Origin of the sequence: Pseudomonas sp. BF-R-24 (assembly GCF_019947335.1) — a bacterium.
Classification (GTDB): Bacteria; Pseudomonadota; Gammaproteobacteria; order Pseudomonadales; family Pseudomonadaceae; genus Aquipseudomonas; species Aquipseudomonas jessenii.
This window is the reverse complement of the sequence record NZ_JAGYGG010000024.1, coordinates 25474-38708: the sequence shown is the minus strand read 5'-3', so window position 1 is coordinate 38708 and position 13235 is coordinate 25474. Positions and strand designations below refer to the sequence as shown.

Here is a 13235-nt window from a genome sequence, read left to right as displayed (position 1 = left end):
CCACACGCGGTACACGCTTGAAAACAGCCTCACCCCGTCGGGTGGGGCTTTTGTGCAAATGGAGGAAAGTGATGAGTCTGGAAACCTGGCTGCTGTTCAGCGGCGCTGCGCTGATAGTGATCCTGATCCCGGGGCCGCTGTCGTTGCTGATGATCAGCAACAGTCTGAATTACGGCCTGCGCCGCTCTTACCCGGCCTTTCTCGGCGGCGTGTCGGCATCGATCTGCCTGCTGAGTGCTTCGGCGCTGGGTCTGGGGGCGTTGTTGCTGGCGTCGGAACAGCTGTTCAGTGCCCTGAAGATTCTTGGCGCCCTTTACCTGTTCTACCTCGCCTGGCAGAGCTGGCAGCAATCGCGCCTGCCTTCCCATGGCGCTGAAGTGCCACAGGCCGCGCCGGTGCCACGCTTTCGCGCACTGTTCGGGCGTGCGTTCATGCTGGGCGCAAGCAACCCGAAAGATATCCTGTTCTTCGCCGCTTTCCTGCCGCAGTTCTTGAGTGCCGAACAGCCGTTCCTCCCACAACTGCTGGTGATGATCGTGACCTGGACCGTGCTCGACCTGCTGTGCAAACTGGCCTACGGCCTCGGCGCCCATGGTGCGGCACGGTATCTGCGCAGCGGCAAGGGCCAGAGCTGGTTCAACCGGATCAGTGCGGGGCTGTTCAGTGGTGCGGGGGCTGCATCGTTGTTGAGCCGATAACAGTTGTAGGAGCGAGCTTGCTCGCGATGGACGTTAACGATGACGCGGGCCATCTGAATGCCCGCGTTGTCTGGGCCTCCATCGCGAGCAATCGAGCGTCGACCGGCTGCTCCTACAGAAGACGAAAAAAAGCCCGCAGTGTGAGCGGGCGAAAGACCAAAGAAGCTATATGCGCAGTCGCTTCCAGGTTGCAGCAGCTGCCTGGGGGATCAGCTGCCGCGATAGGTGGAGTAGCTGTAAGGCGAAATCAACAACGGCACATGGTAGTGATCCTGCTCGGCGGAGATGCCAAAACGCAGCACCACCACATCAAGGAATGCAGGCTCCGGCAGCTGAACGCCACGGGCGCGGTAGTAATCGCCGGCATGAAACTGAACCTGATAGACCCCGGTGCGGTAGTCATCGCCTTGCAGCAGCGGTGCATCGACACGGCCATCGCTGTTGGTTATCGCGCTGGCGACCAATTCCAGGTGCGATCCTTCAACGCGGTACAACTCGACCTTGATCGAGCTGCCCGGGCAACCGTGTGCTGCGTCCAAAACGTGTGTAGTCAAACGTCCCATTGATTCTGCGCGCCTGCCTGCGTGGAGCAGTCAGACTTCGCGCCTCCCGAAGTCAGTTGAAAAGGAGACCGCACCGATTCGGAGCACGAAAAGCTGCGGCGAGCGACTGATTAAGACACTTTTCAAAAAAATTGTACACAATAAAAACGACATTTTTCGTATGACGTCCGCCATCTGCATATTTACCGCCGATTTCCCGCCAAACCGCACAGTCTATGAACCCTTCAATCAATAATTGACCAGTCAGGCAGATTTCTTGCAGGCTCACGCCAATAGCAGTAAAAGATGACAGTCGGTGAAAAATGCGAAAAATCAGGCTTACAAAGTGAATATAAAGTTGTATACAATCAGCCCATCGCTGTGACGCAAGCCCGCCATCCCATTTTCAGCTGCGTCACACCAACCGTCATCATCGAATAAGAAGGAAGCCTGCAGTGAGCGCTGACTACCCACGCGACCTGGTCGGTTACGGCAGTAACCCTCCTCACCCCCACTGGCCGGGCAATGCCCGTATTGCCCTGTCGTTCGTACTCAATTACGAAGAAGGCGGCGAGCGCAACATCCTGCACGGCGACAAAGAATCCGAAGCGTTCCTCTCGGAGATGGTTTCAGCCCAGCCGCTGCAAGGCGCGCGCAACATGAGCATGGAATCCCTCTACGAGTATGGCAGCCGTGCCGGCGTGTGGCGGATCCTGAAGCTGTTCAAGGAATTCGACATTCCACTGACCATCTTCGCCGTGGCCATGGCCGCCCAGCGTCACCCGGACGTGATCCGCGCCATGGTCGATGCCGGCCACGAGATCTGCAGCCATGGCTATCGCTGGATCGACTACCAGTACATGGACGAAGCCCAGGAACGCGAGCACATGCTCGAAGCGATCCGCATCCTTACCGAAATCACAGGCACTCGCCCGCTGGGCTGGTACACCGGCCGCACGGGCCCGAACACCCGTCGCCTGGTGATGGAAGAAGGTGGTTTCCTCTACGACTGCGACACCTACGACGACGACCTGCCCTACTGGGAACCGAACAACCCGACCGGCAAGCCGCACCTGGTGATCCCGTACACCCTGGACACCAACGACATGCGCTTCACCCAGGTCCAGGGTTTCAACAAGGGCGACGACTTCTTCGAATACCTGAAAGATGCGTTCGACGTGCTCTACGCCGAAGGCGCCGAGGCTCCGAAGATGCTGTCGATCGGCCTGCACTGCCGCCTGATCGGCCGTCCGGCGCGTCTGGCTTCACTCAAGCGCTTTATCGAATACGCTAAAAGTCATGAACAGGTGTGGTTCAGCCGTCGCGTCGACATCGCGCGTCACTGGCAAGAAACCCACCCGTACACAGGGGCTGCCAAATGAGCACCTTTCAAACCGTCAAACCTTCGGCCCTGAGCCGCGACGCCTTCGTCGCCGCTTTCGCCGACATCTACGAACATTCGCCATGGGTGGCCGAGAAGGCCTACGACCTGGGCCAGGATGCCTCGATCGATGAGATCGAAACCCTGCACCAGCGCATGAGCGACATCCTGTTGAGCGCCGATCACACCAGTCAGCTGGCATTGATCAACGCTCACCCGGATCTGGCCGGCAAAGCCGCCGTCCAGGGCCAACTTACCGAAGCCAGCACTAATGAACAGGCTGGCGCCGGTATTCACCAATGCACGGCCGAAGAGTTTTCTCGCTTCACCGAGCTGAACGACGCCTACAAAGCCAAGTTCAAGTTTCCCTTCATCATGGCGGTAAAAGGCAGCAACCGGCATCAGATCCTCGCAGCGTTCGAAACGCGCATCCACAACCCGGTCGACACCGAGTTCAAGTGCGCGCTGGCGGAGATCAACAAGATCGCCCTGTTCCGATTACTGACCCTATAGCAAGCCTGGCCCCAGCGGATTCAAGAACGCCGAAACCGCCCGGGGGCCTGGCAAGTATCCCAAGCCACTTATTTAAAGGCAGACAAGAAGAATGAAAGCTTACGCCGTACCTTTCGAGAAGTTCGTCAACCTGGCCGATGCCCGCCTGGGCACCAAAATCATCTCGGTCACCGATGACTGGTTCGCAGACGCCAACCGTCTGTTCCAACCGACCCCGGCCGTATGGAAGGAGGGCGTGTTCGATGACAACGGCAAGTGGATGGACGGCTGGGAATCGCGCCGCAAGCGCTTCGAAGGCTTCGACAGCGCAGTGATCCGCCTGGGCGTACCGGGTTCGATCAAGGGCGTCGACATCGACACTTCATTCTTCACCGGCAACTTCCCGCCATCGGCGTCCCTGGAAGCCTGCTTCCTGACCGAAGGCGAGCCGAACGAAAACACCCAGTGGGTTGAAGTGCTGTCGGCCGTCGAGCTGCAAGGCAACAGCCACCACTACCACGAAATCAACAACGACCAGGCCTTCAGCCACCTGCGCTTCAACATCTACCCGGATGGCGGCGTGGCCCGTCTGCGCGTGTACGGCGTGCCGTTCCGTGACTGGTCGGCTACCGGCGACAACGAGCAAGTCGACCTGGCTGCGGCCCTTAACGGTGGTCGCGCCCTCGCCTGCTCCGATGAACACTTCGGTCGCATGAGCAACATCCTCAACCCGGGCCGTGGCATCAACATGGGCGATGGCTGGGAAACCGCGCGTCGTCGTACCCCGGGTAATGACTGGGTCATCGTCGCGCTGGGTCATGCCGGCGAAGTCGAGAAAGTCATCGTCGACACCCTGCACTTCAAAGGCAACTACCCGGACAGCTGCTCGATCCAGGGCGCGTTCGTGAAGGGCGGTACCGACAGCCAGATCGAAACCCAGTCGCTGTTCTGGCGCGAACTGCTGCCAAGCCAGAAGCTGGAAATGCACGCCGAGCACACCTTCGCCGAGCAGATCAAGGCACTGGGCCCGATCACCCACATCCGCCTGAACGTGTTCCCGGATGGTGGTGTGAGCCGCCTGCGCGTTTTGGGCAAGGTCGCCAAATAAGCGGCGCGCCCTTCGCGAGCAAGCCCGCTCCCACAGGGGAATGCGGTCGAATGTGGGAGCGGGCTTGCTCGCGAAGGCGTCAGAACCAACAACACAGAACTCAACGAAAAGAAGACCAGCATGCGCACACTGACGATTGAACCGCTGACCAAAGAAGCCTTCGCCCCTTTCGGTGACGTGATCGAAACCGACGGCAGCGATCACTTCATGATCAACAACGGTTCGACCATGCGCTTCCATAAACTGGCTGTGGTCGAAACCGCTAAGCCAGAGGACAACGCGATCATCAGCATCTTCCGCGCCGATGCGCAGGACATGCCGCTGACCGTCAGCATGCTGGAGCGCCATCCGCTGGGCAGCCAGGCTTTCATTCCGCTGCTCGGCAACCCCTTTCTGATCGTGGTCGCGCCACTTGGCGATGAACCTGTATCAGGCTTGGTCCGCGCCTTCGTCACCAACGGCAGGCAGGGCATTAATTACCATCGCGGCGTCTGGCACCACCCGGTGCTGACGATCGAAAAGCGGGATGACTTCCTGGTGGTTGATCGCAGTGGCACAGGCAATAACTGCGATGAGCATTTTTTCAAAGAGGATGAGCGTTTGATCCTCGCCCCCCACCAATAAGAGAAGGTCTGATCACTCGACAACAGAGTGACAGGCGAGAGGTAAAGACTGTGGAAGCACATCTGTTGGAATGGCTGAACCTGAGCGTGCGCTGGGTTCACATGATTACTGGCGTGGCCTGGATCGGTGCGTCGTTCTACTTCGTCTGGCTGGAAAACAACCTCAATCGGGTCAATCCGAAAAGCGGTCTGGCCGGTGATTTGTGGGCGATCCACGGCGGCGGTATCTATCACCTGGAAAAATACAAACTGGCTCCACCGACCATGCCGGACAACCTGCACTGGTTCAAATGGGAAGCCTACTTCACCTGGATGTCGGGTATCGCGCTGCTGTGCGTGGTGTTCTACTCCAACCCGACGCTCTACCTGCTGGCTCCGGGCAGCACCCTGAGCGGTCCTGAAGGCGTGGCCATCGGCCTCGGCTCGCTGTTCATCGGCTGGTTCATCTACTCCTTCCTGTGCGACTCGGCCCTGGGCAAACGCCCTGCCCTGTTGGGTTTCATCCTGTTCGTCCTGATCATCGGCGCGGCCTACGGCTTCAGCAAAGTGTTCAGCGGTCGGGGTGCGTACCTGCACGTCGGCGCGATCATCGGCACCATCATGGTCGGCAACGTGTTCCGCATCATCATGCCGGCACAGCGCGCACTGGTTGCGGCGATTGCCGAGAACCGCACGCCGGATCCGGCGCTGCCGGCCAAAGGCCTGTTGCGTTCGCGTCACAACAACTACTTCACCTTGCCGGTGCTGTTCATCATGATCAGCAACCACTTCCCGAGCACCTACGGCAGCCAGTACAACTGGTTGATCCTGGCCGGGATCGCGGTACTGGCGGTGTTGGTGCGTCACTACTTCAACACCCGTCACGACAGCCACAAGTTTGCCTGGACCCTGCCGGTGGCAGCGGTGGGCATGATCTGCCTGGCTTATGTGTCCGGTCCGAAGCCGATGTCCAGCGCCCCTGAAGTGGCGAACGCTCCAGCGAAAATCGAATACCAGCCGCTGCCGGAAACCGCAGTGGGCGGTGGTTTGAAACCTGCTGAAGCCAAACCTGCACAAGCACCTGCTGCCGCTCCGGCTCAGGCATCCAATGCCGGCCCGGGTTTCGACAAGGTGCACAGCGTGATCCAGGAGCGTTGCACGGTCTGCCACTCGGCCAAACCAACCAGCCCGTTGTTCAGCGCGGCCCCGGCCGGGGTGATGCTGGACACTCCCGAGCAAATCCGTCAGAACGCACCGCGGATCCAGGCGCAAGCCGTCACCAGCCAGATCATGCCACTGGGCAACATCACGCAGATGACTCAGCAGGAACGTGACCTGATCGGTGCCTGGATTGTGCAGGGAGCCCAGACCAATTAATCGCTAAAAGCTTCGCGGGCAAGCTCGCTCCCACAGGTTTTGCATGGCCTGTGTGGGAGTTGGCTTGCCTGCGATTGGCCGCAACGCGGTCCACCTGATTCGAATACAGCTGCCAGCAGCACTGCAGCTGTAAATCACAAGAATAAAAAGATCCGAGGTGTTGCATGTCCGAGCTATCCGAAGCGCGCATCCCCGACGCACCCGCCATTCAGCGTTTGCCCCTCTTGCAACTGATCCTGGTCGGTTTGCAACATGTTCTGCTGATGTACGGTGGTGCCATCGCGGTACCGCTGATCATCGGACAGGCCGCTGGCCTGAGTCGTGAAGAAATCGCCTTCCTGATCAACGCCGACCTGTTGGTGGCGGGTATCGCCACCATCGTCCAGTCCCTCGGCATCGGCCCCATGGGCATTCGCATGCCGGTGATGATGGGCGCCAGTTTCGCCGCCGTCGGCAGCATGGTCGCCATGGCCGGCATGCCCGGTATCGGCCTGCAAGGGATCTTCGGCGCGACCATCGCCGCCGGCTTCTTCGGCATGATCATCGCCCCGTTCATGTCCAAAGTCGTACGCTTCTTCCCGCCGCTGGTGACCGGCACAGTCATCACCTCGATCGGTTTGTCGCTGTTCCCCGTGGCTGTGAACTGGGCCGGCGGCGGTGCCGGCGCCACTCAATTCGGTTCACCGATTTACCTGACCATCGCCGCACTGGTGCTGGGTACCATTTTGCTGGTGCATCGCTTCATGCGCGGTTTCTGGGTCAATATTTCCGTGCTGATCGGCATGTGCCTGGGTTATGTGCTCTGCGGCCTGCTCGGCATGGTCGACCTCAGTGGCATGGCTCAGGCGCCATGGCTGCAATTCGTCACTCCGCTGCACTTCGGCATGCCCAAATTCGAACTCGCGCCGATCCTCTCGATGTGCCTGGTGGTAGTGATCATTTTCGTCGAGTCCACCGGGATGTTCCTGGCGCTGGGCAAGATCACCGGCCAGGAAGTCTGTCCACGGATGCTGCGTCGAGGCTTGTTGTGCGATGCCGGCGCTTCGTTCTTCGCCGGGTTCTTCAACACCTTCACCCACTCCTCCTTCGCCCAGAATATCGGTCTGGTACAGATGACCGGCGTGCGTTGCCGTTCGGTGACCATCGTTGCCGGCGGGTTGCTGATCGTCTTGAGCCTGCTGCCCAAAGCCGCGTTTTTGGTGGCGTCGATTCCTCCGGCAGTACTGGGCGGCGCAGCGATTGCGATGTTCGGCATGGTCGCCGCCACCGGAATCAAGATTCTCCAGGAGGCCGACATCGGTGACCGTCGCAACCAGTTACTGGTGGCGGTGAGCATCGGCATGGGCCTGATCCCGGTTGTACGCCCGGAGTTTTTCGCCCACCTGCCCGTGTGGATGAGCCCGATCACCCACAGCGGCATCGCCATGGCCACCCTCAGCGCGCTGACGCTGAACCTGCTGTTCAACATCCTTGGTGGCGCCGAACGCGCGGCCATCAACGACTGCCACGCTCACACGCATTAACCCGGAAACACACGCCCCCTGTAGGAGCGAGCCTGCTCGCGATGAACCCGAGAACACCGCGTTTATCCAGATAACACGCGTAATCGTTGACGACCATCGCGAGCAGGCTCGCTCCTACAGGGTAAGGGTTTCCTGCGCCTTAAAATAAAAACAAGAGGGAGCAACAGATGATTCGGACACAAACCAACCTGCTGTTGGGTGCTGGCCTGCTGGCCGCGAGTCAGGCCATGGCCGGTGATCTACTGCTGTGGCAGACCAACAGCCTGAGCTATCTGTATGGCAAGAACTTCGCGATCAACCCGGCGATCCAGCAGACGATAACCTTCGAACACGCCGACCGCTGGAAGTACGGCGACAACTTCATGTTCATCGACAGCACCTACTACAACGGCGAGAAAGACCGAAACAAAGGCGTTCATGCCTATTACGGCGAGTTCAGCCCACGCCTATCCTTCGGCAAGATCCTCGACCGCCGTTTCGAATTCGGCCCGATCAAGGACGTGCTGCTGGCCATGACCTACGAGAACGGTGAAGACGACACCGAGGCCTATATGATCGGTCCCGGTTTCGACCTCGCGGTACCGGGCTTCAACTTTTTCACCTTGAACTTCTATTACCGCCAGACCGAAGGCTCGCGCCCTGGCGATGATGTCTGGCAAATCAGCCCGGCCTGGTCCTACACCCTGCCACTGGGCAACTCGAACCTGTTGATCGACGGCTACATCGACTGGGTCGTGGATAACGACCAGAACTCCCGCGGCACCTATCACGCCAACCTGCACTTCAACCCGCAGATCAAATACGACCTGGGCAAAGCCCTGGGCTGGCGCGAGAAACAGGTGTATGTCGGCACCGAATACAGCTACTGGAAAGACAAATACGGCGTCCAGGACAGCTCCCGTTTCAACACCAATGAAAACACCGCCAGCCTGCTGGTAAAGGTGCACTTCTGATGCTGCTCCGCAACCGTGCCCAAAACCTGCCGTCGGTGCGCCGTTGCGGAGCACTTGAGACCTGGCCGAGGAGTCAGTATTCTCCGCGGCCGCCCGAATCCGGTTTAAAAAAAAGCCCGGATGTAAAACCTGACCAGAAAGCCAACTTATCCCGGCTCTGGCAGGCACCAAGGCACTCCAAAACCCCTCTCAATCGACCGCTCTTGAGCCGTCGAACGGGAGTTTTTTTGCTTTTTGAAAGCCTTGGCTCAGCTCTTGCTAACAGCATTAAAGCTGACCGAATGGATGATTTTTTACCGCTACAGAAAAAGGCGCCACACCAGAGCGCCGACCTTAAAAAATAACGTGGAACCACCTACTTTTTGGGAGCAACCGAATGAAACGTACGTGCACTAGCCTGATGCTGGCGGGATCGATGCTGGCCGGGGGCCAGGCCATGGCCGGCGATTTGCTGCAGTGGCAAAACAACAGCCTGACCTATCTGTATGGCAAGGACTTCCAGGTCAACCCGCGCATCCAGCAGACGGTGACCTTCGAACACGCCGATGCCTGGAAGTACGGCGACAACTTCTTCTTCATCGACAAAATCTTCTACAACGGCAAGGAAGACCATTTCGCGGGTGAAAACACTCACTACGGCGAATTCCAGCCACGCCTGTCGTTCGGCAAGATCTTTGACCAGAAGCTGGAGTTCGGCCCGATCAAGGACGTGCTGCTGGCCATGACGTATGAGTTCGGCGAAGACGACACCGAGTCGTACCTGGTCGGTCCTGGTTTCGACCTGGCCATTCCTGGTTTCGATTACTTCCAGTTGAACTTCTATAATCGTCACACCGAGGGTGGCCGTCCGGGTGACGATGTCTGGCAGATCACTCCGGTCTGGTCCTACACCATTCCGGTGGGTGGCTCGGACGTCCTGATCGACGGCTTCATGGACTGGGTGGTAGACAACGACGTCAACAGCAAAGGCGAGTACCACGCCAACCTGCACTTCAACCCGCAGGTCAAATACGACCTGGGCAAGGCGTTGAATCTGGGTGCCAAGCAGCTGTACGTCGGTGTCGAGTATGACTACTGGAAAAACAAATACGGTATCGAAGACAGCGAGGGCTTCAAGACCGATCAGAGCGTGACCAGCTTCCTGGTCAAGGTTCACTTCTGATCTGAAAACCTCCTGTAGGAGCGAGCCCGCTCGCGATGGTCGTGAACGATAACGCTGGGGTCCTGATACCCCGCGGTGTCCTTTCGTCCATCGCGAGCGGGCTCGCTCCTACATCTCAAGCCGAAACCAAAGACTCTCCAATTCCAAGAAACCGGCACAACTCCCCGCGCTTGGCCAACGCATCCCGCCGCCCCAGTTCAATCAACTCGCTGCAATACCCCGCCTCGAACAGCAGGTAGCTCAAAACCCCCGCCCCGCTGGTCTTGGTCGCCCCCGGCCCGCGCAGAAACAGGCGCAATGCCGCCGGCAATTCCTGGCGATGACGCGCGGCAATCTCATCGATAGGCTGGCTCGGTGAAATCACCAACACGTCCACCGGCGCCACGCCCAAAGCGCGGGTGGGTGTACCGTCGGGCATCAGGTGACTGAACTGGTTCAGGCGCTGCAACAGCTCGATGTCGCTTTCCAGGCTGTCAATGAACGTACTGTTGAGCATGTGCCCGCCGATCTGCGCCAGTGACGGCTGCTGACCGGTGTAGCTACGCAACAAGGGTTGTCGCGGGTCAATCCCGCGGGGGTTGCCACTGACGCCCACCACCAGCACCCGACTGGCACCCAGATGCAACGCCGGACTGATCGGCGCCGACTGACGCACCGCGCCATCCCCGAAATACTCTTCGCCGATTTTCACCGGGGCGAACAGCAGCGGAATGGCCGAACTGGCGAGCAGGTGTTCAACGGATAAACGGGTGGGAACACCGATACGCCGATGGCGCAACCAGGCATCGATCTTGCCGCCGCCCTCATAGAAGGTGACGGCCTGGCCGGACTCATAGCCGAACGCGGTGACCGCCACCGCATGCAATTGCTTCTGTGCGATCGCTTCGGCGATGCCACCCATATGCAGCTTGTCGTTGAGTAAATCCCGCAGCGGAGAACTGTTGAGCAGCGCCACCGGAACCTGGGCACCGATGCCGAGCAAACTGTGGCTGACAAAGCGGCTGGCCTGGCGGATCACCCCGGGCCAGTCGCTGCGCAACACCAGATGACTGCGAAAGCCCTGCCAGAATGCCGTCAGGCGTTCGATGGCGTTACGAAAGTCCATCGCCCCGCTGGCGAGGCTGACGGCGTTGATCGCGCCCGCCGAGGTGCCGACGATCACCGGGAACGGATTGCGGGCCCCCGGCGGCAGCAATTCGGCAATCGCCGCCAGCACCCCGACCTGATAGGCCGCCCGAGCCCCGCCACCGGAAAGAATCAACCCTGTAACCGGTTCGCCTGGACTCATGCACAACTCTCCATGGTGCTTGATGGGATTTCGTTGTTTCAACCTGTTCCCTTGCTCGCGATGGTTGTGAAAACGCCGCGGGGGTCAGGTGTCCCGCGTTATCGTTGGCCACCATCGCGAGCGAGCTCGCTCCTACACGCGTTTGGCGTACAGCTTGGGCTCGCCCGGTGGGCGGCTCTTGAAGCGGCGATGGGCCCACAGGTATTGCTCGGGATGCTCGCGCAGAACGCTTTCGATCCATTGGTTGATGCGCAGGCAGTCGGCCTCCTCGGTTTCGCCGGGGAAGCCTTCGAGCGGCGCATGGATCACCAGGCGATATCCGCTGCCGTCCGCCAGACGTTCCTGGGTGAACGGCACCACCAGCGCCTTGCCCAGTCGCGCAAACTTGCTCGTGGCGGTGACGGTCGCGGCCTGAATGCCGAACAGCGGCACGAAAATGCTTTGCTTGGCGCCGTAGTCCTGATCCGGTGCGTACCAGATCGCCCGGCCCGAGCGCAGCAGTTTGAGCATGCCGCGCACGTCTTCGCGTTCCACCGCCAGCGAATCGAGGTTGTGCCGCTCGCGGCCCTGGCGCTGGATGTAGTCGAACAGCGGATTCTTGTGCTCGCGGTACATGCCGTCGATGGTGTGCTGTTGACCGAGCAACGCTGCGCCGATTTCCAGTGTCGTGAAGTGCAAGGCCATCAGGATCACGCCCTTGCCCTCACGCTGAGCCTGCTGCAAATGCTCCAGCCCTTCGATATGAGCAAGATTTGCCAGGCGCTTGCGCGACCACCACCAGCTCATCGCCATCTCAAAGAACGCGATGCCGGTGGAGGCGAAGTTTTCCTTGAGCAGGCGTTTGCGTTCGGCGGCGGTTTTTTCAGGAAAACACAGTTCCAGATTGCGCTTGGCAATGCGCCGTCTGTCGCCGGCCACGCGATACATCAATGCGCCCAGTGCGCGACCGATCCACAGCAGTGCCGGGTACGGCAGCTGGACGATCAGCCACAACAGCCCCAGGCCACACCACAGTGGCCAGAAACGTGGAGATAGAAATGCTTTTCGAAAACGCGGGCGGTCCATTAATGCTTCCGGAATGACAATGGCCGCGCATTCTACATCGTTCGACCCGGCTTGCGGCCCGCGGGCGTTCTCGTTATAAGTCTCGGCACTTTTAGTGACAAGTCGTTGTATGCCGACCATGAGCCAAACCGAACCGCTAGACCAAGATCCCGTGTTCCAGTTGAAGGGCAGCATGCTGGCCATTACGGTGCTGGAACTGGCCCGTAACGACCTCGAAAGCCTTGATCGGCAACTGGCCGCCAAGGTCGCCCAGGCGCCCAACTTCTTCAGCAACGCGCCACTGGTACTGGCCCTGGACAAACTCCCGGCCAACGGAGGCGCGGTCGATCTGCCAGGGCTGATGCGCGTCTGCCGCCAGCATGGCCTGCGTACCCTGGCGATCCGCGCCAGCCGCATCGAAGACATTGCCGCCGCCATCGCGGTCGACCTGCCGGTGCTGCCACCGTCCGGTGCCCGGGAGCGTCCACTGGACCTGACCGAAGGCGAACCGAAGAAAAAACCGGAAAAACCGCCCGAGCCGACCATCAAGCCGACGAAAATCATCACCTCGCCGGTACGCGGTGGCCAGCAGATTTATGCCCAGGGCAGCGATCTGGTGGTGATCTCCTCGGTAAGCCCGGGGGCGGAACTTCTCGCCGATGGCAACATCCATGTATACGGCCCGATGCGTGGTCGCGTGTTGGCCGGCGTCAAGGGCGACACCAAGGCGCGGATTTTCTGTCAGCAAATGAGTGCTGAACTGATTTCCATCGCCGGGCATTACAAGGTTTCCGAAGATCTGCGCCGCGACCCGCTATGGGGTTCGGGTGTGCAGGTCAGCCTGTCCGGCGACGTGTTGAACATCATTCGGCTTTAACGGATACTGCCGCATTTTCCAAGCATCTCTAAAACGTAGCGAAAACGGCTCAAACGAAGTAGGAAAAAGGCCGAAAGCAGTGTTTACCGGGGGTAAACGCCGCTCAAAACCGGATTCCAGCCAAGGCTGTCCGACTGCAGTAGTTTTTCAGGAGATGTTTTTCAGGGACTGAAAAGTCCTTTTTCCTT

At 59.5% G+C, this 13235-nt stretch carries 14 protein-coding genes; 11 read left to right on the top strand and 3 right to left on the bottom strand.

Annotated features, from left to right (window positions below; all coding sequences use genetic code 11):
• Window positions 1–71: 71 nt before the first annotated feature.
• Window positions 72–698, top strand: a complete 627-nt coding sequence (locus KGA98_RS19080; protein ID WP_150812347.1) for a LysE family translocator — start codon at window positions 72–74, stop codon at window positions 696–698.
• A 209-nt stretch (window positions 699–907) separates the two neighbouring features.
• Here KGA98_RS19080 and uraH read toward each other — a convergent pair whose 3' ends face one another.
• Window positions 908–1261: a hydroxyisourate hydrolase gene (uraH, locus tag KGA98_RS19075; RefSeq protein WP_003223171.1), complete on the bottom strand. Its 354-nt coding sequence runs from the start codon at window positions 1259–1261 to the stop codon at window positions 908–910.
• Between the two features lie 434 nt (window positions 1262–1695).
• On the opposite strand from uraH, the gene puuE reads away from it, so the two are divergent.
• The 9 genes from puuE (at window position 1696) to KGA98_RS19030 (ending at window position 9838) form a co-directional block, all read left to right on the top strand.
• The gene (puuE, locus tag KGA98_RS19070; RefSeq protein WP_057715758.1) at window positions 1696–2622 is read left to right on the top strand and encodes an allantoinase PuuE; all 927 of its coding nucleotides are present in this window, start codon (window positions 1696–1698) and stop codon (window positions 2620–2622) included.
• Complete coding sequence (gene uraD / locus KGA98_RS19065; protein WP_057715759.1) at window positions 2619–3134, top strand: 2-oxo-4-hydroxy-4-carboxy-5-ureidoimidazoline decarboxylase; 516 nt, start codon at window positions 2619–2621, stop codon at window positions 3132–3134. The genes puuE and uraD overlap by 4 nt, the downstream gene beginning before the upstream one ends.
• A gap of 91 nt (window positions 3135–3225) precedes the next feature.
• On the top strand, window positions 3226–4221 hold the full coding sequence (alc, locus tag KGA98_RS19060; protein WP_057715760.1) for an allantoicase: 996 nt from the start codon (window positions 3226–3228) through the stop codon (window positions 4219–4221).
• A 120-nt stretch (window positions 4222–4341) separates the two neighbouring features.
• Window positions 4342–4845 carry an ureidoglycolate lyase gene (locus KGA98_RS19055; protein ID WP_007993087.1) on the top strand — a complete coding sequence of 168 codons (504 nt, stop codon included), beginning with the start codon at window positions 4342–4344 and terminating at the stop codon, window positions 4843–4845.
• A 50-nt stretch (window positions 4846–4895) separates the two neighbouring features.
• A complete protein-coding gene (locus KGA98_RS19050) occupies window positions 4896–6200 on the top strand; it encodes a urate hydroxylase PuuD (protein ID WP_057715761.1) in 1305 nt (434 codons plus the stop codon).
• 164 nt (window positions 6201–6364) lie between these two features.
• Window positions 6365–7723 (top strand): nucleobase:cation symporter-2 family protein, encoded by a 1359-nt coding sequence (locus KGA98_RS19045; RefSeq protein ID WP_159389546.1) that lies wholly within the window; start codon window positions 6365–6367, stop codon window positions 7721–7723.
• A gap of 167 nt (window positions 7724–7890) precedes the next feature.
• Entirely contained in the window at window positions 7891–8676 is a 786-nt protein-coding gene (locus KGA98_RS19040) for an outer membrane protein OmpK (RefSeq protein WP_150812346.1), read from the top strand.
• Window positions 8676–9020 (top strand): hypothetical protein, encoded by a 345-nt coding sequence (locus KGA98_RS19035; RefSeq protein WP_218542826.1) that lies wholly within the window; start codon window positions 8676–8678, stop codon window positions 9018–9020. Before KGA98_RS19040 ends, KGA98_RS19035 begins: the two co-directional genes overlap by 1 nt.
• Window positions 9021–9052: 32 nt before the next feature.
• Window positions 9053–9838: an outer membrane protein OmpK gene (locus KGA98_RS19030; protein ID WP_057715764.1), complete on the top strand. Its 786-nt coding sequence runs from the start codon at window positions 9053–9055 to the stop codon at window positions 9836–9838.
• 115 nt (window positions 9839–9953) lie between these two features.
• On the opposite strand, the gene KGA98_RS19025 is transcribed toward KGA98_RS19030, so the two are convergent.
• Both KGA98_RS19025 and KGA98_RS19020 read right to left on the bottom strand, forming a co-directional pair.
• Window positions 9954–11126 carry a patatin-like phospholipase family protein gene (locus KGA98_RS19025; protein WP_090453970.1) on the bottom strand — a complete coding sequence of 391 codons (1173 nt, stop codon included), beginning with the start codon at window positions 11124–11126 and terminating at the stop codon, window positions 9954–9956.
• 132 nt (window positions 11127–11258) lie between these two features.
• Window positions 11259–12191 carry a lipid A biosynthesis lauroyl acyltransferase gene (locus KGA98_RS19020; protein WP_090453969.1) on the bottom strand — a complete coding sequence of 311 codons (933 nt, stop codon included), beginning with the start codon at window positions 12189–12191 and terminating at the stop codon, window positions 11259–11261.
• Window positions 12192–12309: 118 nt separating this feature from the next.
• Here KGA98_RS19020 and minC point away from each other — a divergent pair, with 118 nt between their 5' ends.
• Window positions 12310–13047: a septum site-determining protein MinC gene (gene minC / locus KGA98_RS19015; RefSeq protein ID WP_090457784.1), complete on the top strand. Its 738-nt coding sequence runs from the start codon at window positions 12310–12312 to the stop codon at window positions 13045–13047.
• The last annotated feature ends 188 nt before the right edge of the window (window positions 13048–13235 follow it).